The organism is Rossellomorea marisflavi (assembly GCF_001274775.1).
GTDB classification, from domain to species: domain Bacteria; phylum Bacillota; class Bacilli; order Bacillales; family Bacillaceae_B; genus Rossellomorea; species Rossellomorea marisflavi.
Genome location: NZ_LGUE01000004.1, coordinates 716891 through 742555, shown reverse-complemented (window position 1 = coordinate 742555; position 25665 = coordinate 716891). Strand labels below are relative to the sequence as shown.

The following is a 25665-nucleotide window of genomic DNA, read 5'->3' as shown; positions in this document are numbered from 1 at the left end:
AGATCCGCGTTCATCCGTTATCGGGTGGAAGGGGATCTTTTTCCCGGTCCCCGAGTTCCTTTGTGAAATCCCTTTCAATCACTTCCTTATAGGAGTATAATAATGGTGAAAATTCTGTATCATGAGGGGGAAGGGAACACGATGAATAAAGAGACACTGCAACAAAGCATGTATGATTTGATCGTAGAGACTTCAACGAACCTGCCAAAGGATGTACGGAGGGCAATCGCCTCTGCCAAAGAGCGTGAAAATGCGGGCACGCGGGCAGCGATGAGTCTTGATACGATTTCCAATAACGTGAAGATGGCTGATGACAATGTATCTCCGATCTGTCAGGATACCGGTCTGCCGACATTCAAGATCAAGACGCCGGTCGGGGTCAATCAGCTGGAGATCAAAGAAGCTATCTATGCCGCCATGGTGCAGGCGACGAAAGACGGGAAGCTTCGCCCGAATTCAGTGGACTCCCTTACAGGCGATAACAGCGGGGATAACCTTGGTCTCGGAACGCCTGTCATCAAATTCGATCAGTGGGAAAAGGATTATATCGATGCGCGCCTCATCCTGAAGGGTGGAGGCTGTGAGAATAAGAACATCCAGTACAGCCTGCCATGTGAATTGGACGGACTCGGCCGTGCCGGACGTGATCTTGACGGCATCCGCAAGTGCGTGATGCATTCCGTGTACCAGGCTCAGGGACAAGGCTGCAGCGCCGGGTTCATTGGTGTCGGTATCGGGGGAGACCGTTCGTCTGGATACGACCTTGCGAAAGAACAGCTTTTCCGTGCAGTGGATGATGTGAATCCGAATGAAGATCTAAGCAAATTGGAAGACTATGTGATGGAGCACGCCAACGAACTAGGGATCGGAACGATGGGCTTCGGTGGCGAAACGACCCTGCTTGGATGCAAAGCGGGCGTCATGAACCGGATCCCTGCAAGCTTCTTCGTGTCAGTCGCCTATAACTGCTGGGCATTCCGCCGTCTCGGCGTGAGGCTCGATCCTCAGACTGGAAGCATCGACGAGTGGTTCTACCAGGAAGGCGAAAAGCTGGACCTGACACAGGGTACAGAAGCGGAGCTTGAAACCGCCGCAGCGAAGGAAGACGGGCAAAATGTCGTCGTCCTCGAAGCACCGATCACAGAAGAAAAGATACGCGGATTGAAGGTCGGGGACGTGGTGCAGATCAACGGACGCATGTACACGGGCCGCGATGCGATCCACAAGCATTTGAGCGACAACGACGCACCGGTTGATCTCGATGGACAGATCATCTATCACTGTGGACCTGTCATGCTGAAGGATGAGGAAGGCAACTGGCACGTGAAGGCCGCAGGGCCGACCACCTCCATCCGTGAAGAGCCGTATCAAGGGGATATCATGAAGCGCTTCGGTATCCGTGCTGTCATCGGAAAAGGCGGCATGGGGCCAAAAACGCTCGCTGCCCTTAAAGATCACGGCGGTGTCTATCTGAACGCCATCGGCGGAGCAGCACAGTACTATGCCGATTGTATCAAAGGCGTGGATGGAGTGGACCTCATGCAGTTCGGGATCCCTGAAGCGATGTGGCATCTGAATGTCGAAGGCTTCACGGCCGTTGTAACCATGGACTCCCACGGAAACAGCCTGCACGAAGAAGTCGATAAATCCTCACTTGAGAAACTGGCGAAATTCAAGGAGCCGGTATTTAAATAAGCCGCACCAAAGGGGTCATGATCATGAAAAGCAAAATCACTCTCATCGTTTTCATCGCGATCCTTTTCCTGGGCGCTTGTTCGCAGGCAAAGCCGGAAGAGAGAATCACGACGATCGAGCATACCAATCTGAAGGAGCTCAAAGCATATAGTGGAACCTACGTGGGGGATAATTCCGATGTAAGTGCCATCGTCAGGCTGCTCCCCGGAGGTGAAACGATGGGGGAGCTTGATCTGACCGGAGAAAAGCTACATGTCACTTATGATGACGGGGCGAAATCGATCTCAGAATCTGCCTTCCAAACGTTCTGGTTCAATGGAAACAGGCTGGATCGCAAAAAGTTATATTTTAATGCACTCTACCTCGCCCTCCTCGTGCCGAATGCGAAGGAATACCGATTCACGGTCGCTGATGAGGAATTGGCCATTCCAAGGGAACGGCTCACCGCTGCCCTATCCAAAGAATTCAAACGCTTCCCCGAGGGTGATGCACAATGGAATGAAAAAACGGTCTCTACTTTCATCGACGATCATAAAGGGAAACTGACGGAGATGGCGACGAATTACCACACATACTTTGAAGAGTAAGGGAGCCTCAAGGGGCTCCCTTTTTGGAAAGTTTTAGTACTCATAAAGGCCCTTCTTTCTCAAACACTAATAGGGATAGATTTTGCTGAAAGAAGGGATTCCACATGATCCATTCCATAAAAGTAATGATGCTTGCCGTGATGCTGACCCTCGTATTGCCGTCCGGCGCAGCAGCCGTTTCCAACCAATCGATCGGGTGGGGCTTCCAGAAGAGCAAGAATGAAGTGCCCGCCGAGGCAGGGGCGCAGTATGACAAACTTCTCTCCGACTACGGTGCCTTCTATAAAGGAAATCCGGACGAGAAGGTCCTGTATCTGACCTTTGACAATGGCTACGAAAATGGCCATACGAAAAAGATCCTCGACGTACTGAAACGCGAGAAGGTACCAGCGACATTCTTCGTCACCGGGCATTACCTCCTCAGCTCAGAAGACCTTGTCAAACGCATGGTCAAAGAAGGCCATATCATCGGAAACCATTCCTGGCACCACCCCGACTTCACTCAAACGAGCGATGAAAAGATCAGGGAAGAAATGAAGAAAGTAAAGGAGAAAACCGCCGAGCTGACTGGACAGAAGGAAATGAAGTATATCCGTCCTCCTCGAGGCGTATTCAGTGCCCGCACTCTGGATATCGCCAAGAAGGAAGGGTACACACACGTATTCTGGTCAGTGGCCTTCGTCGACTGGAAGACCGATCAGCAAAAAGGATGGCAGTACTCCTACAACAACCTGATGAACCAGGCCCATCCCGGAGCCATCATCCTCCTTCATTCCGTATCACAGGACAATGCGGATGCCATGGAGAAATCCATCCAAGACTTGAAAAAGCGGGGATATACCTTCAAAAGTCTCGACGAGCACCCGATGATGAAAAAGCAATAACAAAAAGCGAAGGGCCCAAGTGGCCTTCGCTTTTTGGCGTGAATGGCGCATGAGGACGGTTCTGATGCGTCATTTTTGGGCGCACAGGAACCGTCCCCTATGCACTACGTCGATCAAAGGCATAGCGGAACGCGAATGCCGAGATGATGAAGGATGCGATGATCATAAAGGGAAGTACAATAAAAAAGGTGATAACATCCCACTCTGGTGTCAATGGAACCCAAACATCATATGTATATTGAAAGATGTACAAGAGCACACGGAAAATAAAAAATGTGAAGACAAGGTAGATCAGTCGCTCCACCCACTTGCGCATAAGATGCTCCTCCTGACGAATGTATAGTACATATATGGTAAAATATTCTTTATGAACACACAAGGTGAAAAGGAGAAAAAGCATGCCGACATACGGAAAGAATTTATTTAAGGGAGCAGCGGGCTACTATGCAGCATACCGCCCGGTGTACCCGTCGACACTGATCCGCACCCTCATCGACGAATTCTCCCTGGACGGAGAAGGGAACATCCTTGACCTTGGCTGCGGACCCGGGACGATGACCGTGAGACTCGCCGACTGGGCGGAGAAGACCGTTGGAATCGATACAGAGCCTGAGATGATACAGGAAGCCAAGCGGATCCATTCCATGATCCGGAATGGGCAAGTGGAATGGTTCGCGGGCACTTGGGCCGAGTATAAGATGACAAACCCTCATCGATTCAAACTGGTCACCATCGCAAAAGCCTTCCACTGGATGGACCGTGACTCGATTTTGGAGCACCTGTATGACCGTGTAGAAGCGGGAGGGGGTATCGCTATCATCGACAACTATGAGCCTGAACGGAAGCGGGAGCGATGGCAGGAGGTGCTGGACGCAATCATCCGGAAATGGTACGGACAGGAGCGGAGAGCAGGAGATTCAACGTACACACATCCCGTCGAACGTCATGAAACCATCATCCGGCGTTCCCGCTTCACCTATGAAGAAATCACCCTCCCACCCTATATGATCCACTGGACGATCGAATCGATCCTCGGGAACCTGTACTCCACTTCTTATGGAGCAAAACGATTTCTAGGAGACAATATCATCCCATTCGAGCAAGAAGTCAAACTTGCCCTCGAAGGTTTCGCTCCCTTAACGGAACCAACGACCCTCAGCATTAAAATTGCAAGAAAGTGACGCATGGGGACGGTTCCGGTGCGCCACTTTTTTGGCGCATAAGAACCGTCCCCATGCGCCATTCCATTTTCTTTGCACATTTTCTGTTGACACGCATACCCTGTTGGGTATAAGATGTAACTCGTAAGGTTAAAACAGCGGCGAAAGAGATGAGCTGTCATCGTCTTTTTACGCCTTTAAATATACCCCTATAAGTATTTTAGAGGAGGAATTTGAATGTCAGAGAGAAAAAAGACAACAATCGTGCTTTTCAGCGGTGATTACGATAAAGCCATGGCGGCTTATATCATTGCCAATGGAGCAGCAGCATACGACCATGAGGTGACGATCTTCCATACGTTCTGGGGACTGAACGCCCTTCGGAAGGATTCAGATATCCATGTGAAAAAAGGATTTCTTGAGAAGATGTTCGGGAAGATGATGCCGAAGGGTGCCGACCGCATGGGATTATCCAAGATGAATTTCGGTGGGGCTGGTAAGAAGATGATCCAACATGTCATCAAAAAGCATAATGCCATGCCGCTGCCTGATTTGATTGATATGGCTCAGGAGCAGGATGTGAAATTGGTCGCTTGTACGATGACCATGGACCTCTTGGGGCTACAAAAGGAAGAATTGTTGGATCAGATCGAATATGCCGGTGTGGCCGCGTATCTCGGAGATGCTGAAGAAGGAAACGTCAATCTATTCATTTAAACTGGGAGGGAATCAACATGAAAGAGATCATGCCGAAAGAACTTGAAGCGAAACTGAACGAAGATGTCCATATCATCGACGTCAGGGAAGTAGACGAAGTGAAGGAAGGGAAGATCCCTGGAGCGATCCACATTCCCCTTGGATTATTGGAGTTCCGCATGCATGAGCTTGATCGTTCAAAAGAGTATGTCATGGTGTGCCGCTCAGGTGGACAAAGCGGTCGCGCATGTCAGCTCCTTGACAGTCACGGATACAGCGTTGTGAACATGACAGGCGGTATGATGGCCTGGGAAGGAAAGACAGAATAAATTTTTTTGAAATGTAATATACCCATATTGGTAAAAGGAGGATTCATCATGAAAACTGATCAACTACTTGACGCAAAGGGCCTCGCGTGTCCGATGCCAATCGTCAAGACGAAAAAGGTCATGAAGGATATGAGCGCCGGCGAAGTGCTGGAGGTCCAGGCAACGGACAAAGGATCGAAGGCTGACCTTGAAGCGTGGGCAAAAAGTACAGGGCATCAATATCTTGGCCTGATTGAAGAAGGCGATGTACTGAAGCATTATCTGCGAAAATCATCCGACCAGGATGCAGTGGAGCGTTCGTACGAGACCGTTGCGAGCAACGAGGATCTTCAGGCTAAGATTGATGCCTCAGAAGATATGACCATCCTTGATGTGCGTGAAGCGGCAGAGTATGCCTTCAATCATATCCCGGGTGCTGTATCCATCCCGATGGGGGAACTTGAATCGCGCCTTCAGGAACTACAGAAAGAATCAGCCATTTACGTGGTTTGCCGCACAGGGAACCGCAGCGACATGGCCGCCCAAACACTTGTGGCCAATGGCTTCACCAACGTCACCAATATCGTACCGGGCATGAGTGAGTGGAAGGGAAATACGGAATCGAACCACTAAAATATCAGGAAGTCTAAGAAGGACACCAAACAGGAGGGAATCAACGTGTCAGTCAATGCAATGAGCAGCAAAGAAGTCGCACAGAAAGTCATGGATCAGGAAACACTTTTCATCCTCGACGTCCGGAACGAAGACGCCTTTCAGGACTGGAAAGTGGAAGGGAAGAATTTCACCTATCTGAACGTCCCTTATTTTGACCTGCTGGACGGTGTGGAAGATATCATGGACCAGCTTCCGAAGGATCAGGACATCCTTGTCGTCTGCGCCAAGGAAGGATCCTCGATCATGGTGGCTGAGATGCTTTCAGAAGAAGGTCTTGATGTATCGTATCTCAGCGGTGGCATGAAGGCATGGAGCGAGCATCTCGAACCGGTGAAAGTCGGTGACCTTGCAGACGGAGGAGAGCTTTATCAATTCGTCCGTCTCGGCAAAGGCTGCCTGTCCTACATGGTTCTATCCGGAGGGGAAGCAGCGGTCATCGATGCCACGCGCATGACCTCCGCCTACACGGCATTTGCCGGTGGAAAAGGAGCGAAGATCAAGCATGTCTTCGATACACACCTTCACGCAGACCATATTTCCGGTGGGAGGATGTTGGCGGTACAAGCAGGCGGATCCTACTGGCTGCCGCCGAAGGACGCAACTGAAGTCACCTTCGACTACAATAAACTCGAAGACGGAAACTCGGTGACTATCGGAACGTCCACCATCGACATCCAAGCCCTATACACACCAGGTCACACGATCGGCTCCACCTCGTTCATCATCGATGGCCGCTATCTCCTATCCGGGGATATCCTGTTCATCGACTCCATCGGACGCCCGGATCTTGCCGGAATGGCCGAAGACTGGGTAGGGGATCTGAGGGAAAGTCTCTACACACGCTACCGCAAATTGCAGGATGATCTGATCGTCCTACCGGCTCACTTCATGGTGATCGAGGAGCTGAACGAGGATGGAACCGTTGCACGCAGCCTTGGAGAGCTACTGAAAGAAAACCACGGTCTCAACATCGAAGACGAAGGGGAATTCAGAAAGCTCGTGACCGAGAATCTGCCTCCACAGCCGAATGCGTATCAGGAAATCCGTGAAACCAATATGGGGAAAGTCACCCCTGATGAAGAAACCCAACGAGAAATGGAAATCGGACCAAACCGCTGTGCGGTCCGCTAAACCAAGGAGGAATAGAGAATGGAATCAGTAAAAGTACTAGACGCAAAAGGATTGGCATGCCCGATGCCGATCGTCAGGACAAAAAAGGAAATGAACACGATCGAGTCAGGAGAAGTCCTTGAAATCCATGCAACAGATAAAGGTGCCAAAAGCGACCTCACCGCATGGGCCAAATCTGGCGGTCATGAGCTTGTGAAGCATGAAGAAGACGGAGATGTATTGAAGTTCTGGATCAAAAAAGGATAATGAATGCTAAAGGAAGGGGATATCCCTTCCTTTTTTATTTGTAAGGGAGCTTTATAAGGGAATTTGAGTGGATCAGATAGAATGAAGAATAGAGTGGATTGCAGCGGAGGTCGGCCGACTCCTTCGGGAATAGCGGGCAGGTGAGACCCTGGAGGCGCAGCCGAAGCGGCTCACCGCACGCCCCGAGGAAAGCGGTCGACCGCAGCGGAAAGGAACGGACCATTAAAAAAAGATTGACGCCACCCGACAATATCCTTACACTATTAGAAAACTTTAACATTTGTAAACGCCATGAACAGGAGTAATAAGGAGCAGGGTTTGTCAAGAGAGCTGTCGTCCGCTGCAAGACAGCCATTCCCGTCCCCAACTCGCCTGGGAGCGGATGGAAGGGAATGTCCATCCGGCCGACCACCGTCATCTGGTCCAGAGCGGTTTCCTGTTCGGGAGACCGATAAGAGTGGTACGGCGGCCCCGTCGTCTCTTTCCGAGAGGACGGGGCTTTTTGCTATCCAAAAAGGGGGAGAAGGCCGTGTCATGTTTCATCTGTAATAAACATAGAAGCATCATCAAGACCGCCGGAACGACGATTTACGAGAATGAATGGGTGTATGTCGGTCACATCGATCGTGAGGGGAAACCGAACTATGCGGGACATGTGATGATCGACTTGAAACGGCATGTACCGGGCATGGCGGATATGACGGGCGAGGAAGCCTCTGCATTCGGCATCGCCATGTCCCGGGTGAGCCGGGCGTTGACGGAGAGTAAAGGAGCGGAGCATGTCTATGCTCTTGTGTCCGGGAATTCGGTCCCCCATCTCCATATACATCTTGTGGCCAGATACCCAGGGACCCCGGAGGAACACTGGGGACCCATGAACGTATACGATTGGGAGAAGGCGCCCATGGTCGGGGAAGAAGAAATCGTGTCATTGTGCATGCGGTTGAAAGAAAGGATGGAATCATATGCGTGAGTGGAGCTGGGTTGGAAGCGATGATACAAAGGTAGATGAGAAGGATGTCCTCACTTTTCCAAATGGGATAGTGGTGGGGCGCTTCGGAGGGAATTCCGGGTCAGGTGCAAACAAGAATGAGGACGCCGCTCTCTTATGGGTTGAAGAGGGGGAGTGGGAATTTGCCGCCGTCCTGGATGCCCATCAAACGGCTGAGAGCGCATCCCTGGTCATCGAGACGCTGGAAGGGGAGAAAGAGCGGATTCAATCCATCCTGAAGCGGCCAATTGGCAAGGTGTTCAATCCGTTACAGGCATGCATTCTGGATATTTTCAGGGAGCCTGGATTCCTTGCCCGCTTTCAGGAAGTGCAGGGGGAGACCGCTATCTTATTGGTATGCAGGAAAGAAAACTATCTATGGTGGTTCTCGATCGGGGACTGCGTGGCCATGCTCCATCATCCCGAACTTGCCGCCCACGGGCAGTACAATCTGAATCAGCGCCATTTTTACGAATGGATCGGCAAGGCAAGCTCGTTCCATGGGGAAATTCCGTGCTACGGCACAGGTGTGAGGGAGCTCAGGGAAGGGACGAACACCATCTTCATGACGACGGACGGACTCCTGGAATGTCCGGGAGATCCGTACCCCGGCGGTAAAGAGATCTTTGCTGCGTTTAAAGAAAAGTCGGTGGAGGAAGGAGTGGCGGATCTTCTCCACACGATCGAAGGAAACGGCGTGCGGGATAGCACGACGATTGTGGCATGGAAGATTGATAACCGTTGTGAAGCCACGTGGCCGGGGAATTTGAGAAAACCATGATGTCCCCCGATTCGCCCCTATGTTACAATAATATGGGAATTTACAACAGATAAGAAAGAGGACGTCATGCTCTATATACGGTATATGTTTTATCAAAGTCTGCTGTTTACCGTCATCGTCATCATGAACTATTATCTTGATCCATACTTGACTCCACCTTTCACAATGGTGGATGCGGCCGCCATCTTGGTTTCTCTCTTGGTGCTGTTCGTTGTCATGATGGTGGTGGTGAAGCTGTATCGTCCTTTTAAAGACGTCCGTTACCGAACGAAGTTTCTACTGTCGGTGCCGGCGTTTTTACTGACGATTGCTTACTTTGTATTAGGAGCCTGGTTGTTTTTTTAGGAGGTGCACGGTATGAAGAAGGTGGTATTGATCGGTTCGGGTGGTTCGGGGAAATCGACGCTTGCGACCCGTCTTGGGGAAGCCGTGGATCTTCCCGTATGGCATTTGGACCAGCTCCTGTGGAAGCCGGGCTGGGTTCCGGTCGAACGGGAAGAAGTACATGGAATCCAACGGAAGCTCATTGGCGGAGAGAGCTGGATCATCGACGGAAACTACGGCTCCACGATGGAGCTCCGCATGGATGCGGCGGATACGATCATCTTCCTGGATCTATCGAGATGGCGTTGCAGCTACCGGGCCATGAAGCGCATGCTCCGCTATCACGGGAAGTCACGGCCCGATATGCGGGAAGGCTGCGAGGAGCGATTGGACCTGACCTTCCTCAAGTGGATCTGGCAGTACCCGAAGGAGAAGCGACCGGGCATCCTTCAAAAGCTTGCAGCCTACAGTGGGGAGAAAACCATCATCCATCTGAAGAACCCACGGGAAGTCCGGAACTTCCTGAAGAATGCCAAAACGTATAAGGAGGCATCAGCATGAAGAATCAAAAACTGACGTTCGTCGGTTACTTCCTGGTCATCCCCCTCATCTTTTTTGTCAGTACGCTTATGTGGAGATGGGGAATCAAACGTACAGATATCGGGGTAGTGCTTACCGATGGTCTTGCCATCTTGGGGATTTATTATCTGTTGATCAGTGTGATCGGAGCGGCCAGGATTGTCCGTACTTAAGCTTTGGATAGTGTAGTGGGCCCTCAAAGGAAAGTCAGCCTTTCGATGCTCCGATACTACAAGACAAGAAATGATTATACAAATTTCTTCATGAGAGGGAGAAACTGATCTTATTGCACTTCCTTCTCGATCGTAGTAGAGTTTCCATCTTCATCAGTAATGGTGAATTGAATAATTTGTCCGGGTTCCTCGATTCGATCCTCAAGGGGGAGTGTGAAGTTACCATCTTCATCAAGATCAAGTGTCACGATCCAATTCGGTAATTCCGGATCAGTTACCTTAACCTCTGCATTAGGGTCTGTTTTCCCCTCGTAATTTGTTGTATCTAGAGTGATTTCTGGTAGTTCTGTTTCTTCTCTAATTCTATCAGCACTTTGCTGTTCATCCTCAGATGATTTTTCTACTTGCTTTTCAATTTTAGCTGTTACTCCATTGGCTAAAATATAAAACTCAAATGTTTGACCAGCTGCCGATGATTCATCAAATTCAACAACTATTTCTCCTTCGGGGTTATCATGATCCGCAGATTTCACAAGCAAATCCTGTCTAACCATTTCTCCATCAATCGAGTAGTGGACATTCTCAACCATATCTCCGGTTTCAGCCTCGTAAGTTTTTGTACCCGTTTGAATATCTGGAAGCGAAACTTCTTCTAATAAAGCTTCTTCCTGTGCACTAGTATCAGCGTCACTTTGAATGACTTCCATGCCCTCCTCAGAGGGGTGTACTGGAAGTTCAAAAGTCTGTTCGTGCGGCAGTCCACCCCCGAAAATATATACTCTAATATCATCATTTTCTCTAATTTCTTTATCACTAAAGGATATGGAAAAATGACCTTCTTCTGATACTTCAGGATCAATTGTTTTTTCGTCATGAGGAAATTCAAAACGAATCGAATGATCGGGATTAATCGTTCCATTATAAATTAATGTGTTTTCGTGAATGCCAGGTAGTTCAAGATTCTTTAGCACATCGGGGTAGAGGTCATCATCATACTCCCCCAAAACAGCTAACTCTTTATAATATTCTTCGTCATCTGCTTGATCGGAGGTAGAAGGTTGTTCTGATTTTTCTTCATCAGAGGCATTGCCGTCTTCAGTTTGATTGTCCGTTCCATTTTCATTGTTTTCTTCCGACCTATTATCACGTTCTTCTGCACTTGTATCTGCCGAGTCATCACCGCTAGTACAAGAAGCTAACAATAAACCCACAATAGTGATTCCCAAAGCCAATGAAAGTTTCTTCATGGAATAATCTCCTCCTCATAAGCAACTTTACTATTTCCTTTGTGAAATTAAGGAACTTCATTCATTTTCATTCCCTAAATGATAATCCTAAAACTTATAAATTTACCAAATTATGTGGTTTCGAAAAGGTGATATCCCCGGCATGCTCCTCATGGCGTTCATGATGGGAGGGGTTTCTCTCACCCCTTTATTCTTCGGTATGAGGAAAAAGTCGACTGCTACCACCATCACAAGTGCGGTTCTGATCGGCTTCCTCATCAATGCCACCGTTTCTGATGGAAGCAATCAGACGAGCTTGTTCCAATTCATCGGTGTTCCTGTCGGCATGTGCCTCATCGGTTTTGGTATCGCCTTTCTTTCGTACCGTCGGATTGAAAAAGCAGATCTATAGAAAAGAAGGGCCCGGGGATCCGGGTCCTTCTTCACTGTGGTGAATTGAAAAAGCTGATGACTCCGATAAACAGAAAAAGAATCATCTGAAAGAATGGACTGCCTGCTCCACAGACGATTCCAGCAATGGCGATTCCCTTCCCTTTTTCGTTGCGGTTCTTGAGCTGGTTCAAGGACTTTATCCCAAAGATCACAGCTGCAATCCCGATGAGAATCCCGATGAGCGGGATGATGATGGCAATGATCCCAAGGACCAGGCTGGGGATGGCCAATGCGTTGGTTTTGTTTGATTTCATTATAGCCTCCGAAAACAGTTGAATATTTTGCAGGTTAGGGACGTTTTTTCGGCTTGTATAATGCCCGCGTCCTGCATTTGAAGGCAACCAAACGAAAAGATCCAACCCTCCTGCACTGCTTCTTTCAGTATAAAATAGTGGGAGACTAAGATACAAATAATTACTGTATAAATGTGGTAAAATGGTAGACCGGGAGATGATGAGAGTGACAGATATCAAAATGATTTTCTTCGATATTGACGGGACGTTGACCCATCATGAGGATGGAAGTATCCCCTCGAGCACGAGGGATGCGATAGGGGAGCTTTTGGACCGTGGCATCAGGGTGGTGGCGGCTACGGGCAGACCCCTTTCCATGTGCGCGGAGATTCGGGATCTGGGGATTGAGACCTTCATCACGGCAAACGGAGGGTATGCTACTCATGGCGATGAGGTGATCTTTCATTCCGTCCTTTCAACTCAGACGGTAGAGGCTGTCTCTTCGTTTGCCATGGAGTGCGGCCACGGCCTATCCTTCTATACCGATTCATTCAGTATGAACGGGATCGAGGATCGGAGAACCATGCCTGCACTCTTTGAAACATTGGGGCTGAAGGATTATCCACCGGTGGTCGAGAAGATGGGAGAGAAGGTATTTCTCATGTGCTTGTTTGCGGGTGACGAATCAATGCACCTCTATCATAAGAGATTTCCCGAATTGACCTTCAGGCGCTGGCATCCCTTCATCTTGAATGTGTTGGAAACGGCCGTATCGAAATCCATTGCCATGAAGAAGATACTCGACCATTTTGGGCTCCATCCTTCGGAGGCGATGGCATTTGGAGATGGAGGCAACGATATCGATATGCTTCAGCTGGCCGGTATGGGTGTCGCCATGGGGAATGCAGGGGCCGAGTTGAAGAGTGTGGCCGACTTTGTCACCAAGCCTTCCGGTGAAGATGGTGTGGCTTTTGCCCTCCGGGAGCTTGGGGTGATTAGCGGGGTGCAGTGTAACAGCTAGATCATAAGGAAACGGCAGGTGGAAGAGCATGAACGCTCATCAGTGGTTGGATAAAGTCAATCTTAAAGCTGCTTCTGTGAAGGAAGTACCGGAGTCATTCAGTTCGACGGTGTATAACGTGAAACTCGTGACGGGGGAAACGGTGTTTTTGAAAATTCCCCGTTCAATCCAGAAGTTCAGGTTGGAAAAAGAGATATTGGAGCGATTCAAGGGGCATCTACCCGTGCCGGAGATCGTCGCCTTCCATGAGGACGGGTTCCTGGTACTTGAGGCGCTGGAGGGAGCCCCGGCGACTGGTGTGGTGAGTGAAAATCTGGCGTGGGAGATCGGGAAGATTCTCGCCAGGCTCCATGCCATCCGGGTAGGTCCCGAAGACTACGGAGGTGCCGTGCGCGATGAATTCAGCAGGTGGACAGAGTTCCTTCCTGCGCAGTTCTACTCGTTTGCCGAAGATGCGAAAAAGGTGCTAGACCCTGAATTGTTCGACCTGGCCCTTGTTCAATTCGAGGAGATGAGGAAGGAGCTGCCGCCTCCAGATGGTCCGTCGTTCATCCATATGGATTTCCGTCCCGGGAATATCCTTGTGCGAGACGATCATGTGGCGGGCATCATTGATTTCGAGAGCGTACGGATCGGTTCGACGGAGCTGGATTTCACGAAGATCGAGCGGGATGTATGTCAGCGGTTCCCGGGGACACGGGAAGCATTTGAAGATGGATACCGCTCGGTGAGGCCCCTCATCGACCTTGATCGCGTGCTCCCTTTTTACCGTATGACCGACGCATTCAATTCCACTGGCTGGAGCCAGCGTATGGGTCTAGAGAAGAATAGGGACTTTTTTGAGCGGAACGTGAAGATCCTGAAGGAGAGTCTTGCGTGAGGACTGCAGAAAAGGGATGTGGGTGGAAATGAAGGACGTATTGGCATCAAAGGATTTGATCATGGATGCGCTAGAAGTGGCCGGACTTCCATATAGGGATGAATTCGAGATGGAAAATCAGAACCAGGAATATGAAGGCTTCGTTCTGACGCTGGATGATTGGACCTATAGGAGCAGGCGCGCCAGGAAAACACCCAACAAAAAGGGTTATTTCACTGTCTTTTGGAGAAAGGGAGACGATGACCGGAACCGTCCATATACGTTGGAGGAAAGTACGGATCGCCTCATCATCACCGTCCTGGACCAAGGAAAGAAAGGGCAGTTCGTTTTCCCGAAAGAGGTGATGGCGTCGAAAGGGATCGTTACGACCGGCAGCTCAAAAGGGAAAAGGGCCATGCGTGTCTATCCCGATTGGGTGACCGGATTGAACGAGACGGCAAGGAAGACCCAGGCGTGGCAATCGGAGTATTTCATGGATTTGTCCGGAGATGTCGATGGGAACCTGATTCGCTCATACTACCTGGGGGAAGAAAATACATAGAAAAGGGAGCCGATGACGGCTCCCTTTCCTATGATCATTGATTCCATTTCCTGTGACGATACCCAAAGAGTCTTGATTCCTTAAAAAGAGACAAGCGATAAGCTTTGTCTCCGGACTTATGTCATGGATTGGAAGGCGAATAGGAGGTCGGCTTCACAGACGATTCTGCTGTCGATGGCCGCCGTGCCTCTCCCTTTCACGATCCTTCCTTTATTCCGTGTGATGTCGATCGTAAGAGTCAGACGGTCACCGGCAAAGACGTCCTGGTAAAACCGGCCGTTGTCGATGCCGGCAAGCATGCCAAGGCCGTTGCTCCGGCTCTCGGAATGGAGAGCGGCTCCGCTCATCTGGGCCATGGCCTCGAGGATGAACCCGCGGGGGAAGGCGCCGTCCGGTGACCCTTCACAATCATGTTGTGAAACGAGCTTCACGCCCACCGCCCGTCTTCCTTCTTCCACTTCCACGATCTCATCGATCAGGAGGAAGGGGAACCGGTGAGGCAGGATGCTCCGGATGTCCTTCACGCCTTTGGACTGTCGGGACTCCAGTTCAGTACGAGTCCGAGATGGGTAAGTCCGCCGCCGAATCCGTAAAGGAGCATCGTATCGCCATCGTTCACTTTTCCTTCTTTGATCCCTTTGTGAATAGCAAGGGGGATCGAGGCGGAAGAAGTGTTGCCGAAGTACTGCATGCTTGTCAGGGTATTCTCGACGTTGATCCCGGCTTTGTCACAGATCGACTCCACCATGCGGAGGTTTGCGCTATGAGGGATGAACCAGTCAAGCTTGTCCCGCTCGATGCCGGATTTCGTCAGAAGCTCTTCTACGCCGCCTGGGATCGTGCGCGTTGCCCACTTATAGACTTCGCGTCCGTTCTGTACCATCTTCCCGGATGGATCTAGCTCCTGTCCGTGAAGAGTAGGAGCGAATGTACGGCGGTACACGTGGGCTCCGCCTGCTCCGTTTGCACCCATGTGGTTTGCCAGGAAGCTTGGATTCTCTTCATCGTATTCGACGAGCATGGCAGCAGCAGCGTCCCCGAAGAGGATGCAGGTCGAGCGGTCTGTATAGTCCGTCACCTTCGTCAGCGTTTCAGATGCGACAACGAGGATTTTTTTATGGATCCCGCTTGATACCATATTGTTGGCCACATGCAGGGAATAGGTGAAACCGGCACAGGTGGCATTCAGATCGAAGGCACCGGTTGCAGGTATGTCGAAGTGATTCTGGATCAGGCAGGCAACACTCGGGAAGGCATGATCCGGTGTGGTCGTCGCCACGATGATGCAGTCGACCTCGCTCAGATCTTTTCCGTACCCGTCAATCAGGTTCTGGACGGCCCCGAAAGCAAGATGGGAAGCGAATTGATCATCGGCCGAGACGCGGCGCTCGTGCATGCCGGTGCGCTGAACGATCCATTCGTCAGTCGTGTCCACCATTTTTTCAAGGTCTGCGTTTGTCAGTTTTTTCTCAGGCACATACGTTCCGATAGCTGTGATACGTGCGCGTGATTGGTTCAAAAGAAGGACCACCTTTTTCATGAATTGTGTTTACACCATATATTATGACCTGGTACTAAATCCTCTCCATTATACGCCTTTTTGTCGCATTCTTCAATCACCCGGATTTTCAGGGGTGAAAAAAAGGTCGAATTCCTGCCCTCTACTTGCCCCTGAGCTCTTGTGAAAGCATCCCGGAGAGATTAAGATAAGAAGAGAAGGAGAAATATAACTGAATGAGGCCTGACCCAGGAGTCACGCATGAGGCGCGAACTTCTATTTGCTATGCTGAAGCATGTGCTTGGACAAATCGGGTCCAACAGCAGTATATTTAACCTTGCATGAAAGGATGATTAGATGAAACAATCGCACCAAACGATAGAGACGCCCAGCAAAGCCAGCATCCTTTGGCAGCTGACCCGTCCCCACACCCTGACTGCATCCTTCGTCCCGGTATTCATCGGAACGGTTTCCGCCATGTACGAGACGAACATCAGCGTCTGGATGTTCCTAGCGATGCTTTTCGCGTGTCTGTGCCTGCAGATTGCCACGAACTTATTCAATGAATATTACGATTTCAAACGTGGGCTCGACACGGAAGACTCGGTAGGGATCGGGGGCGCCATCGTCCGCCACGGCATGAAGCCGAGGACGGTCCTTCAGATGGCCCTTACCTGCTATACGCTGGCTGTCCTTGCCGGAATCTATATCTGCGCCAACAGCAGCTGGTGGCTTGCCGCCATCGGAATCGGCGGGATGCTCATCGGCTACCTATATACAGGAGGCCCGCTGCCGATTGCCTACACGCCATTCGGTGAGCTGTTCTCAGGCGTCAGCATGGGAGCGGCCTTCGTCCTGATCGCATTCTTCATCCAGACAGGAACCGTCGATCAGACGACGATCCTGATTTCGATCCCGATTGCGATCCTGGTCGGAGCCATCAACCTCTCCAACAATATCCGGGATATCGAAGAAGACACGATTGGCGGACGGAAGACGCTTGCGATCCTCATGGGTCACAAGAAAGCCGTCTACTTCCTCGGCTTCTCGTTCTTCGTCTCCTATGCGTGGCTGATCGGCCTCATCATCGCCGGCACCGTCAGCCCGTGGGTCCTGCTCGTCTTCCTGAGCATCCCGAAACCGGTACAAGCCGTCAAATCCTTCCTCGGAAAAGGCGGACCAGCCCACTCGGGACTTGCCATGAAAGCGACTGCCCAGACGAACACATTCTTCGGATTGCTGCTGTCAGTGGCACTCTTCATCAATTACTTCATCGTCCGATGAACAAAAAGACGACTCCAATGTGGGGGTCGTCTTTTTGGTTTATCGTTTTCTGGTTGGACGGATATCCTTCTTATTCCTGAATCGACTCAGGAAGAAAGCGCCATTATGGAAGACGGCGAAGATCAAGAGGGTCGTCCATGTAGTGGAATAGTACGCAGCCGTGATGGGGGTGTACAGATTTGCAGTCGTCAGCCCTGCAAACAGGGCAGCACCGACCATCACCGTATCAAGGAGCGATTGAACAGGCTTCCAGGCATTGTGCAAGTAGGTTGGGAATAAAAGCGCCAGGATACCGAGCATGAGAAACATGACATTCATGTCATCATCAAGCGGCCAGTGAGCAATCCAGACTAGTGCTACCAGAAATGTTCCGATGAAGATGACAAGGCGTATCTTCTTCATTCTAGACTTGGACCGCGCTTCCTCCCGCTCCTTTCGTTTGTAAAAAGAATCGGGTTTCCATTGAGGCGGTGCGAATTCTTCATTTTTCATATCAACCCGTTCGGGGAAATCAAGGCCAGCCTCATGAAGGGGTTGCCGGATAATCGATTCATAATGAAAGTCGAAATCCTCCCGTTTCGCATCATGCAGGTCAAGATCGGTCACATAAGCTGGAATAGCGTGAGTATGTATACGTTGGATCCAGGAGTCAACGTCTTTTTTGGTTTCCGACAGAAAGGAAAGGTAGGTAATATCCCCGTTGCTTTCCACTCTGAATACCAGTCGAAGTCCTTGCCTGTACAGATTTTTTTTCTTTCCCGAACTATCCCTTGATCTCGCGTGCATCCTGATCCAGGCTGGCCCAATCAGGACTTCTTTTATATCACTGAAGGGAACCTGACGCTCAATTTTTTCATTGGTTTCACGATCCAAGCCCCTTTGCACATATCCTTCATCGGTCCACCACGACTTATGGAATATAAAAACGGGATCATGTTCATATTTTTGCAGGTCCATGCTAAACACCTCTCGTAATCGATACGGGTGAACATACACGCTGGTTTCACCTGAGTACAAATCTATCCTAGAGTCTTATTCCACTTATATGGTAAAATAAACCTAAAAAGGAGTGAACGACCATGAACTGTATAGGCTGCAGACTGGCCAATGAACAAGAGAACGTCCATGTGGTGTACGAAACAGCCACCCTTACATGCATCCTTGACTATATGCCGTTCAATCCGGGACATGTTCTGATTCTCCCTAAGCAGCATGCTACAGAAGTCGAGAAGCTTGATCCGAGGATTGCCATCGACATCATGGAGGCATCACGCTTCCTATCTAATGTCGTGAAGGCGGCGTTCAATCCTGATGGCATCACGATTATCCAAAACGGTGGGGAATTCAACGACCTCGACCATTATCATATGCATGTGATCCCTCGTTTTGAAGGACAGGATTTTGCCGAGTTCTTCTCTGAGGAGGGAGAGCCGGCTCAGGAAGAGGATCTTGCTCAGGCTGCCCAGAAGCTGATCCGGGTCATCAAAGAGATGGAGCAGCATGCTCGAGTTTGAGCCGAACAGTCGGATGCGGAAGAAGATGAAGGCCGAGGTGGAGATCATGAATTCCAATCCCGCCTTCAACCGCCTGGCCAGGGATAGGGAAACGATCGGATTTGAAGAAGTAGAATCGGAGTTTCAGGAATGTGAACGCCGGGGAGTGCGGCGCCTTCTGGTGAAAAAAGACCGCCGATACGTGGCGGTCATTGATTATTGCCTCCAGAATCCGTCCGATTCAGAAGCTTGGATCAGCCTCTTCGTCGTCGACCGTGCCCATCAGGGGACGGGGGTCGCCCATGAAGTGTATGGAGAATTGGAAGCGCTTGTCGGGAGAAGCGGCAGGAACCGCCTCCGCTTGGCCGTCCACGCTTCGAACGAGGCGGGACTGGCATTTTGGATGAAGAAGGGCTTTTACCCCTTTAAGGAAGTGGACATTGGAGGGAAGCCCCACTATTGTCTGGAAAAAGAGCTCTAACATAATCGGTTGCCTTTACTACGGTGGCAAACTCACCGTGAAGGGTGGCGAGGGATACGTCGTGAACGAGGGTGGCATCCAGGGTGCGGCCATCGGGATCGACAAGATCAAAGGCAGCCGTGGCATCGGATAGCACGAAGGTCGTGAATCCGAGATTGCCGCTCATCCTTGCCGACGTGGAGATGCAGTGTGGTGTCGTCAAGCCGGCGATCACCACTTCTGTGACATCGAGTTGTCGGAGGTGCTCCTCGAGTCCCGTTCCAATGAACGCACTGTTCACGTCTTTCTCCAGAACGGTCTCACCTGGGATTGGGTCGAAACCTTCTTTAAACCGGAAGCCGTCGTTGGAAGGGTGGAAAACAGACCCTGGATGATGCGACCGGTGCTGGATGTGGATGACCTCCCAGCCGAGGCGCCTCCATTCATTTAAAACAAACAGCATTTCTTCCTCCGCTTGAGGGTTATTCCGCGGTCCCCACTTTGGGTGGAGGAACGCCTGCTGCACATCGATGAGGAGCAGGGCCCGTTTCACCTTCGGTACCAGCACTCCGCCACAGTTCGGGCAGACGTTTTTGAAGCTCTCCGTACATTCGCTGCAAAAGGTGCAGTCATGAGAGCAATGGTAAACTCCCTCATCCATCTTCTTTTCACACGCTAAACAATGTTCCATGTCCAATCACTCCTATTCTTTCATTCTAGTATTCAGTTTATTGGAAAAAGATAGGTGGGACTATGCTATCATGAAGGAAAATACGTCGGAACGCCGTAAAAACAACGGAAGAAATGGCGATCGGACTTAAAAGATAAGGTGGGATCGAATCATGGACGAAATCAATCGTCAGATCATGGAAGAACTGCAGCAGGACGGGCGGCTGTCGATGACCGAACTCGGTAGGCGGGTGTCGCTGTCGGTACCTGCGGTGAAGGAGAGGGTGATGCGCCTTGAGGAGCAGGGAGTCATCACGGGATATCATGCAAAGGTCGATCCCGACCGGGTAGGCAAGACCGTCAAAGCATTCATCCTTATGAAGACGCATCGCTGCAAAGCATTCCGCTCCTTCTGCAGGGAGCACGCCGATGTGATGGAATGCCACCGACTTACGGGGGAATACAGCTACCTCGTGAAGCTGGTCACGGGAACCAATGCAGAACTTGAAGATTTCATCGACGCTGCCATGGAGTACGGCGAGCCCTATACGATGATGAATCTGTCATCCCCAGTTCCGGGTAAGCCGCTTACGGTCGGTGAAGCGTGATGGCATTTCTACTTGGATTTGCTATTTGTTTTGCCATCAGTGGCACGTTGAATATGCTGCTCAACATGCGACGGGGAGTGGACTGGGGCGTGTCGGTGTTTGTGAGCCTGCTGGCTGCAACGGCTATAGGGGTTTTTTTGGGGTAGGAGGAGAGAGAATGAACGGAATTTTGTTTTTTTTAGCTTTTTTCTTCGTTTATCATATAGGGTCTTTCATTTTAGGAAGGATTCTGAAAAGGAAGCTGCATCTCGGTAAGAAGATGAACCGCCACTATAATGAAACCCACAGGCAATGGGATAAGCGCATCAGAAGGATCATCCTGGTGATCATGATGTTTGGATTAGGTATCTCCTATTACTATGATTTCGACCCTTTATTTGTATGTATTCTGGTCTTGATCGGATTTATTCTTCAAGAGCTGTCCGAGGCGTATATGGATTGGAAGTATTCAGAGGAGCGCAACGAATACGTACGATCGCTTATCGAAGCAGGATACATGGCATTCAGCCTGACCCTTTTCATCGCGATTCTATCTACAAGCATACTGTAAGGAGTGTTACAAATGGAAAACGGTACAAGGATGCTCATTGTCCTTGGCGTGTTCATAGCAACTTATATCCTTTTGGAATGGGCGCTGGGCAAATGGCTTAAGATTGAAAAAAAGAAGAAGGGGTATCACAACGAACAGCATAAGAATTTGGAAATTAAAACAAGTGGTGTGTTGATGTTCATCATCCTGATCAGTTTAATGATGTCTGTGGATGGTGGGATGATGCGTGATGTGCTGCCTTACGTCTTCATCGTCTGTATCATCCTTCAGAACGCACTACGGGTGTACTGGGAATGGAAATTTTCTGATGGGAGTAAAGAGTATATCCGTATGATCATTACCATGAGCTACATGGTTGTATTCTTTGTCACGGCATTCGCCACGAACTTTTATTGGGCGGTTCGCTAGATCGTGAAGAACGATCCATCAAAGGGAGAAGGGGAATTATATGGCAACATGGATCTGGCTTATCGTCATATTGGGAGTGTTTTTAGGGGTGTATTATCTTCTGCAATGGGCGTTGGGAAAATGGCTTCATCTCGGGAAGCGGAGGCATTACCGGACGTTTCACAATGAAACGCATAAAAAATGGGATCTTAGGGTTCGTTTAGTATCTGCGTTGATTATTGCAGTGGGATGTATGTGGGGCATCAGTCGAGGAGTAGATGAATCATTTTGGAAGGTTATCCTGTTTTCGAACTTTGCCGGAGTGTTCTTTCAAGAGCTATGCACTGCCTACATGGAATGGAAGTACTCAGAGCAGCGAAGGGAATACATCCGGGTGCTGGCATCAGCAGGGTGTATACTGACATTCCTGTTCACATTTTACGTCACCAACTTCTTCGGGCTGGCATAAAGGCTGTGTAAGCTGTCGGACATGTACTCTCCTTCAATACCGCTCATCGACCTCGAGCCATAACGGTTCTCCGCTAATTTGACGGGTGCCGTGGCGAGGCAAGGGGCAGGCGAATATACATGGATGGAGTTTCACCGCTCATCCATTTTGTTAGGATGCTTGTTGGGTGAGCTCATCATGTGTTGATCAAGGAGGCTGTTTGATGGCGAGTATGGCTTTGGTACTGCTCGTGTTGTTCGTATTTGCGGCGCTGTACATGGTGGTGCAGTGGGCGCTGGGGAAATGGCTCCATCTTGAGAGTCGGAGGAAGTTTCCCACTTTTTACAACGAGACGCACTGGAAATGGCATAAGATAATGTGCTGGGTCAGTTTGGGTATTCTCATGTCCTCGTTCATATGGGTGATGATCCTTCAGGGCGGTGATGAGTCGTTATGGTTCGTGCTGCTGTTTGCGATGTTTGCGAGCATAACGATTCCTGAGTTGTGCCGTGCCTATATGGAGTGGAAGTATTCCGAGCAAAGAAAGGAATATATCCGCGTACTGCTGAGCGTAGCGTATTTGCTATCTTTCATGATGATCCTGTACGTCACGGATTTTTTCTGGATTTCCTGACAAAAAGCCCTGTCCACACGCGGACAGGGCTTTCGTTGTTTTATAGGGAAGCCTTCAGGATGGAAAGGATGTCTTCTTTTCCGAGTTTCTTGAAGTTACCGAAGCCTCCGTATTCCATTTCGCGGGCGGCGATGCCGGCGATTTCGTCGAGGCGGTCGTCACCGATGTTGTAGTCGGCGAGTCGGGATGGTGCTCCGAGGCTGGTCCAGAACGCGCTCAGTTTCTCGACACCTTCAAGGGCGATATCTTTGTCGCTGCGTCCTTCCGTCTCGATATCGAACATGCTGAGCATGAGGCGCTTCATGCGGACCGGATCATGGTCGATGACGTGGCGCATCCAGTTCGGGAACAGGATTGCCAGTCCGCCGGCATGGGGGATATCATATACAGCCGAGACGGCGTGCTCGATCGTATGGGACGCCCAGTCGCCGAAGTAGCCCATTTGCAGGGTACCGTTCAGGGCGATGGTACCTGAGTACAGGATCGTTTCGCGGTTCTCGTAGCTCTCGAGGTCGTCAAGGAGTTTCGGCGCTGTTTCGATCACAGTCTGAAGTACCGAATAGCATAAATTGTCCTGGAGCGGCGTGTTCGCTACATTGTGGAAGTACTGTTCGAACACGTGGCTCATCATGTCCACCATGCCGTAGATCGTCTGGTCGCGTGGAACCGACATCGTATTGACCGGATCAAGGATGGAGAAGGCAGGGTGAGTCACGCCAGGGCTGCCCCATACATACTTCTCGTTCGTCTCCCAGTTTGTGATGACAGAGTCCGGGTTCATTTCAGATCCGGTTGCGGCAAGGGTCAGCACGGTCCCGAACGGAAGGGCATCCTGAGCGATGACCTGCTTATTGATGATGTCCCAGACGTCGCCGTCATACTTTGCACCGGCAGCGATGGCTTTCGTGCAGTCGATCACGCTTCCTCCACCGACGGCGAGCATGAAGTCGATGTTCTCCTCACGGCAGATGTCGATTCCTTTCCTGACCGTGGAGAGGCGCGGGTTGGGTTCGACCCCTGCAAGCTCGGATACGTTCACGTCAAGGTTCTTCAGGATGTCCAGCACCTGATCATACAGGCCGTTGCGCTTGATGCTTCCGCCTCCGTATACAAGCAGGACGTTCTTTCCGTACTGGGGGATCAAGTCCGTCAATGCATTGACCTGATTTTTTCCGAAAATCAGTTTCGTTGGATTATGATACGTAAAGTTTTCCATCTTGTCAGCCTCCTCTGAGTTGTCGTTAAGAATCAAAGGTGCAAGTATAACGCGGGTCGGAAGGTTTAGCAAGTGAAGGGGTCTGTCGATTCTGCACCCATCATGAGACATTATGACTGATATTGGCAAAAGTTTTATTTTTGTTGTACAAAGGTTGAAAATTTGAAATAATAAGAATTGAATAGTTGTTCATAAGGGGGCGTTCAGGCATGCTGGTGGTAAGCGCATGTCTTGCAGGCATGAAGGTACGATACAATGGGACGGATTGCCTCGAAGACGTGATCGGAGAGATGGTCAGTTCGGGTAAGGCCGTCACGGTCTGCCCTGAGATTCTGGGTGGATTCCAAACCCCGCGTGAGCCTGCCGAGATCCAGGGCGGTACGGGTGAGGATGTGCTCGACGGTACGGCTCGCGTGCTGGACCGTTCAGGAGCGGATGTGACGGATCAATATGTAGCCGGTGCTGCTGAGACCCTCGCCATTTGCCGGAAGATGGGGGCGACGGAGATCGTCTTGAAGGAAAACAGTCCTTCCTGCGGCAGCTCCATGATCTACAATGGGGATTTTTCCGGAGAGAAGATTCCCGGGGAAGGTGTGACAACCGCACTCTTGAGAAGACATGGAATCAAGGTTTGGTCGGAAGAGGATGCTGTGAATGAATTTGTGTAAATTTACCATCGTTCTGCTAAACACCTGTGCTGATTAGCCGATGAATAATAGTAATGGCACATACAGACGCGGAACAGTTTCAACGGAACATGTCCTGGGTATTGTATGGAAAGAAAAGTAGAGATAGAGAACAGTCCTTCGACTGCAATACGATCACAAAGGGGCAAGAGAATCGAATGAGCGATGTAACAGGTCAAACCTTCTTACCTGAAGCAGAATTAAAGTCACTTCTGCAGCAAGGGGATGTCGAAGAAGGGAAACAACTGGACGTACTCCTGGCCATGGTGGAGCATATCGGGACGCCGGATCCCGTACTCCGAGACAAATTGATTTACACCACCTTTTACCGATTGATCATTGAGGAAGACAGACTCCATACCGAAGTCCTGAAGGATCTCCTCGACCTTTCCATGGATCATCTTCTTATGAAGGGGATCGGTGAGGAAGGGACGGATTCCGTCTTCACGCGCGCCTTCACGACCCTCCTCATGGCACTCGTCCTCGGACGGGACAAAGAGGCCGATTTCTTATCAGAGGATAAAATCCAGGAAGCAGCCGATATCACAGTGGAGTACCTGGAGCAGGAACAGGACGTGCGCGGCTTCGTCGAGGAAAAGGGCTGGGCCCACAGTGTCGCCCACGCAGCCGATATGGTGGATGAGCTCGTGCTGAACCCGAAAGTGGATCAGGATATGTTCCCGGTCCTGCTGAAAGCATTATGGGAAAAGGTGTTGGTGTCACACCATGCCTATATCCATGATGAAGATGAGCGGCTCGTCGTCCCGATCCTCCAGATGATCTGGCAGGGGATGGACGAGGGGGAAGTCATAACGCTGGTGGAAAAACTTCCTGAGATGCTTGAGAAGCAGAAAGCCGAACTTGAGGAAGAGGCGTATTGGACCCTCTTTTTCAATGTGAAGACCTTCTCAAAAACCTTCTATATGAAACTGGAAGACTACCCGACCCTTTCAAAGCTGAGGGATGCGATCGACCGGGTCCTGAAAGAACTCAACTGAATAGTGCAATGCTCTTATGAAGAGAGGCGGAGGGACTGGCCCCATGAAGCCTCGGCAACCGGATCCACGGTGCCAAATCCAGCAGACAATGCGTCTGAACGATAAGAGGCTGATGAAAGAGGCCTCTTGGAGAGGTCTTTTTTTATGAAG

Annotated in this window: 35 protein-coding genes, 1 pseudogene and 1 riboswitch; of the genes and pseudogenes, 28 read left to right on the top strand and 8 right to left on the bottom strand. The window is 50.3% G+C overall.

Annotated features, from left to right (window positions below):
- The first annotated feature begins 141 nt into the window (after positions 1-141).
- The 3 genes from AF331_RS13950 (at position 142) to pdaA (ending at position 3166) form a co-directional block, all read left to right on the top strand.
- Positions 142-1695 carry a fumarate hydratase gene (locus AF331_RS13950; protein ID WP_053428963.1) on the top strand — a complete coding sequence of 518 codons (1554 nt, stop codon included), beginning with the start codon at positions 142-144 and terminating at the stop codon, positions 1693-1695.
- A 23-nt stretch (positions 1696-1718) separates the two neighbouring features.
- On the top strand, positions 1719-2282 hold the full coding sequence (locus AF331_RS13945) for a DUF4825 domain-containing protein (protein ID WP_053428688.1): 564 nt from the start codon (positions 1719-1721) through the stop codon (positions 2280-2282).
- Between the two features lie 104 nt (positions 2283-2386).
- Positions 2387-3166 (top strand): delta-lactam-biosynthetic de-N-acetylase, encoded by a 780-nt coding sequence (gene pdaA / locus AF331_RS13940; RefSeq protein WP_053428687.1) that lies wholly within the window; start codon positions 2387-2389, stop codon positions 3164-3166.
- A gap of 97 nt (positions 3167-3263) precedes the next feature.
- Here the strand turns inward: pdaA and AF331_RS13935 are convergent, their stop codons facing one another.
- Positions 3264-3482, bottom strand: coding sequence for a hypothetical protein (locus tag AF331_RS13935; RefSeq protein WP_053428686.1), 219 nt, complete (start codon positions 3480-3482; stop codon positions 3264-3266).
- 82 nt (positions 3483-3564) lie between these two features.
- On the opposite strand from AF331_RS13935, the gene AF331_RS13930 reads away from it, so the two are divergent.
- From AF331_RS13930 to AF331_RS13880, 11 genes are all read left to right on the top strand, one after another.
- Complete coding sequence (locus tag AF331_RS13930; RefSeq protein WP_053428685.1) at positions 3565-4347, top strand: class I SAM-dependent methyltransferase; 783 nt, start codon at positions 3565-3567, stop codon at positions 4345-4347.
- Between the two features lie 216 nt (positions 4348-4563).
- Complete coding sequence (locus AF331_RS13925) at positions 4564-5043, top strand: DsrE/DsrF/DrsH-like family protein (RefSeq protein WP_048006889.1); 480 nt, start codon at positions 4564-4566, stop codon at positions 5041-5043.
- Between the two features lie 17 nt (positions 5044-5060).
- A complete protein-coding gene (locus AF331_RS13920; RefSeq protein ID WP_053428684.1) occupies positions 5061-5351 on the top strand; it encodes a rhodanese-like domain-containing protein in 291 nt (96 codons plus the stop codon).
- 48 nt (positions 5352-5399) lie between these two features.
- A complete protein-coding gene (locus tag AF331_RS13915; protein ID WP_053428683.1) occupies positions 5400-5963 on the top strand; it encodes a sulfurtransferase TusA family protein in 564 nt (187 codons plus the stop codon).
- Between the two features lie 45 nt (positions 5964-6008).
- The gene (locus AF331_RS13910; protein WP_053428682.1) at positions 6009-7136 is read left to right on the top strand and encodes an MBL fold metallo-hydrolase; all 1128 of its coding nucleotides are present in this window, start codon (positions 6009-6011) and stop codon (positions 7134-7136) included.
- An 18-nt stretch (positions 7137-7154) separates the two neighbouring features.
- The gene (locus AF331_RS13905; RefSeq protein WP_048006893.1) at positions 7155-7382 is read left to right on the top strand and encodes a sulfurtransferase TusA family protein; all 228 of its coding nucleotides are present in this window, start codon (positions 7155-7157) and stop codon (positions 7380-7382) included.
- Positions 7383-7911: 529 nt separating this feature from the next.
- Positions 7912-8355, top strand: a complete 444-nt coding sequence (locus tag AF331_RS13900; RefSeq protein WP_235576393.1) for an HIT family protein — start codon at positions 7912-7914, stop codon at positions 8353-8355.
- On the top strand, positions 8348-9154 hold the full coding sequence (locus tag AF331_RS13895) for a protein phosphatase 2C domain-containing protein (RefSeq protein WP_053428680.1): 807 nt from the start codon (positions 8348-8350) through the stop codon (positions 9152-9154). The genes AF331_RS13900 and AF331_RS13895 overlap by 8 nt, the downstream gene beginning before the upstream one ends.
- An 84-nt stretch (positions 9155-9238) precedes the next feature.
- Positions 9239-9499 (top strand): hypothetical protein, encoded by a 261-nt coding sequence (locus tag AF331_RS13890; protein ID WP_160316554.1) that lies wholly within the window; start codon positions 9239-9241, stop codon positions 9497-9499.
- A 12-nt stretch (positions 9500-9511) separates the two neighbouring features.
- Positions 9512-10039, top strand: a complete 528-nt coding sequence (locus tag AF331_RS13885; protein WP_053428678.1) for a DNA topology modulation protein — start codon at positions 9512-9514, stop codon at positions 10037-10039.
- Positions 10036-10230 carry a hypothetical protein gene (locus AF331_RS13880; RefSeq protein WP_053428677.1) on the top strand — a complete coding sequence of 65 codons (195 nt, stop codon included), beginning with the start codon at positions 10036-10038 and terminating at the stop codon, positions 10228-10230. Before AF331_RS13885 ends, AF331_RS13880 begins: the two co-directional genes overlap by 4 nt.
- A 110-nt stretch (positions 10231-10340) precedes the next feature.
- Here AF331_RS13880 and AF331_RS13875 read toward each other — a convergent pair whose 3' ends face one another.
- Positions 10341-11477, bottom strand: a complete 1137-nt coding sequence (locus tag AF331_RS13875) for an Ig-like domain-containing protein (protein WP_053428676.1) — start codon at positions 11475-11477, stop codon at positions 10341-10343.
- 133 nt (positions 11478-11610) lie between these two features.
- Here AF331_RS13875 and AF331_RS13870 point away from each other — a divergent pair.
- Positions 11611-11868: pseudogene (locus AF331_RS13870) on the top strand (ABC transporter permease); the annotation flags it as partial.
- Positions 11869-11899: 31 nt separating this feature from the next.
- Here the strand turns inward: AF331_RS13870 and AF331_RS13865 are convergent.
- Entirely contained in the window at positions 11900-12163 is a 264-nt protein-coding gene (locus AF331_RS13865; RefSeq protein WP_053428675.1) for a DUF4190 domain-containing protein, read from the bottom strand.
- A 220-nt stretch (positions 12164-12383) separates the two neighbouring features.
- Between AF331_RS13865 and AF331_RS13860 the strand changes: the two genes are divergently transcribed.
- Genes AF331_RS13860 through AF331_RS13850 form a run of 3 tightly spaced genes read left to right on the top strand, consistent with a single transcriptional unit; the run spans position 12384 to position 14584 of the window.
- A complete protein-coding gene (locus AF331_RS13860) occupies positions 12384-13163 on the top strand; it encodes a Cof-type HAD-IIB family hydrolase (RefSeq protein WP_235576409.1) in 780 nt (259 codons plus the stop codon).
- A gap of 28 nt (positions 13164-13191) precedes the next feature.
- A complete protein-coding gene (locus tag AF331_RS13855) occupies positions 13192-14043 on the top strand; it encodes a phosphotransferase family protein (protein ID WP_053428674.1) in 852 nt (283 codons plus the stop codon).
- 28 nt (positions 14044-14071) lie between these two features.
- Positions 14072-14584, top strand: coding sequence for a MepB family protein (locus tag AF331_RS13850; protein WP_235576392.1), 513 nt, complete (start codon positions 14072-14074; stop codon positions 14582-14584).
- A gap of 116 nt (positions 14585-14700) precedes the next feature.
- Here AF331_RS13850 and AF331_RS13845 read toward each other — a convergent pair whose 3' ends face one another.
- Positions 14701-15108 carry a hotdog family protein gene (locus AF331_RS13845; protein ID WP_053428672.1) on the bottom strand — a complete coding sequence of 136 codons (408 nt, stop codon included), beginning with the start codon at positions 15106-15108 and terminating at the stop codon, positions 14701-14703.
- Positions 15105-16103, bottom strand: coding sequence for a ketoacyl-ACP synthase III (locus tag AF331_RS13840; protein ID WP_235576391.1), 999 nt, complete (start codon positions 16101-16103; stop codon positions 15105-15107). Before AF331_RS13840 ends, AF331_RS13845 begins: the two co-directional genes overlap by 4 nt.
- A 336-nt stretch (positions 16104-16439) precedes the next feature.
- Here AF331_RS13840 and AF331_RS13835 point away from each other — a divergent pair, with 336 nt between their 5' ends.
- A complete protein-coding gene (locus AF331_RS13835; protein WP_053428670.1) occupies positions 16440-17366 on the top strand; it encodes a 1,4-dihydroxy-2-naphthoate polyprenyltransferase in 927 nt (308 codons plus the stop codon).
- Positions 17367-17405: 39 nt separating this feature from the next.
- Here AF331_RS13835 and AF331_RS13830 read toward each other — a convergent pair whose 3' ends face one another.
- Complete coding sequence (locus AF331_RS13830; RefSeq protein ID WP_053428669.1) at positions 17406-18323, bottom strand: hypothetical protein; 918 nt, start codon at positions 18321-18323, stop codon at positions 17406-17408.
- A 122-nt stretch (positions 18324-18445) separates the two neighbouring features.
- Between AF331_RS13830 and AF331_RS13825 the strand changes: the two genes are divergently transcribed.
- Together AF331_RS13825 and AF331_RS13820 are read left to right on the top strand one after the other, a co-directional pair.
- On the top strand, positions 18446-18880 hold the full coding sequence (locus AF331_RS13825) for an HIT family protein (RefSeq protein WP_053428668.1): 435 nt from the start codon (positions 18446-18448) through the stop codon (positions 18878-18880).
- Positions 18867-19340, top strand: a complete 474-nt coding sequence (locus AF331_RS13820; RefSeq protein ID WP_053428667.1) for a GNAT family N-acetyltransferase — start codon at positions 18867-18869, stop codon at positions 19338-19340. The genes AF331_RS13825 and AF331_RS13820 overlap by 14 nt, the downstream gene beginning before the upstream one ends.
- Here AF331_RS13820 and AF331_RS13815 read toward each other — a convergent pair.
- Positions 19285-20010 (bottom strand): isochorismatase family protein, encoded by a 726-nt coding sequence (locus AF331_RS13815; RefSeq protein WP_082346976.1) that lies wholly within the window; start codon positions 20008-20010, stop codon positions 19285-19287. The genes AF331_RS13820 and AF331_RS13815 overlap by 56 nt on opposite strands.
- Before the next feature lie 151 nt (positions 20011-20161).
- Between AF331_RS13815 and AF331_RS13810 the strand changes: the two genes are divergently transcribed.
- The 5 genes from AF331_RS13810 to AF331_RS13790 all read left to right on the top strand — a co-directional run bounded on the left by AF331_RS13810 (position 20162) and on the right by AF331_RS13790 (position 22615).
- A complete protein-coding gene (locus tag AF331_RS13810; protein ID WP_048012289.1) occupies positions 20162-20596 on the top strand; it encodes an Lrp/AsnC family transcriptional regulator in 435 nt (144 codons plus the stop codon).
- Positions 20597-20753: 157 nt separating this feature from the next.
- Positions 20754-21146, top strand: a complete 393-nt coding sequence (locus AF331_RS13805; RefSeq protein WP_053428666.1) for a DUF4181 domain-containing protein — start codon at positions 20754-20756, stop codon at positions 21144-21146.
- 12 nt (positions 21147-21158) lie between these two features.
- A complete protein-coding gene (locus AF331_RS13800; RefSeq protein WP_053428665.1) occupies positions 21159-21554 on the top strand; it encodes a DUF4181 domain-containing protein in 396 nt (131 codons plus the stop codon).
- Positions 21555-21594: 40 nt separating this feature from the next.
- Positions 21595-22002: a DUF4181 domain-containing protein gene (locus tag AF331_RS13795; protein WP_053428664.1), complete on the top strand. Its 408-nt coding sequence runs from the start codon at positions 21595-21597 to the stop codon at positions 22000-22002.
- Between the two features lie 202 nt (positions 22003-22204).
- The gene (locus AF331_RS13790) at positions 22205-22615 is read left to right on the top strand and encodes a DUF4181 domain-containing protein (protein ID WP_053428663.1); all 411 of its coding nucleotides are present in this window, start codon (positions 22205-22207) and stop codon (positions 22613-22615) included.
- 40 nt (positions 22616-22655) lie between these two features.
- On the opposite strand, the gene AF331_RS13785 is transcribed toward AF331_RS13790, so the two are convergent.
- Complete coding sequence (locus tag AF331_RS13785) at positions 22656-23831, bottom strand: iron-containing alcohol dehydrogenase (protein ID WP_053428662.1); 1176 nt, start codon at positions 23829-23831, stop codon at positions 22656-22658.
- A gap of 209 nt (positions 23832-24040) precedes the next feature.
- Here AF331_RS13785 and AF331_RS13780 point away from each other — a divergent pair, with 209 nt between their 5' ends.
- Together AF331_RS13780 and AF331_RS13775 are read left to right on the top strand one after the other, a co-directional pair.
- Complete coding sequence (locus AF331_RS13780; protein ID WP_053428661.1) at positions 24041-24499, top strand: 2-thiouracil desulfurase family protein; 459 nt, start codon at positions 24041-24043, stop codon at positions 24497-24499.
- A gap of 89 nt (positions 24500-24588) precedes the next feature.
- Positions 24589-25515, top strand: a complete 927-nt coding sequence (locus AF331_RS13775; protein ID WP_160316553.1) for a DUF2785 domain-containing protein — start codon at positions 24589-24591, stop codon at positions 25513-25515.
- A gap of 11 nt (positions 25516-25526) precedes the next feature.
- A riboswitch (SAM riboswitch) is annotated at positions 25527-25623 on the top strand.
- Positions 25624-25665: the final 42 nt, after the last annotated feature.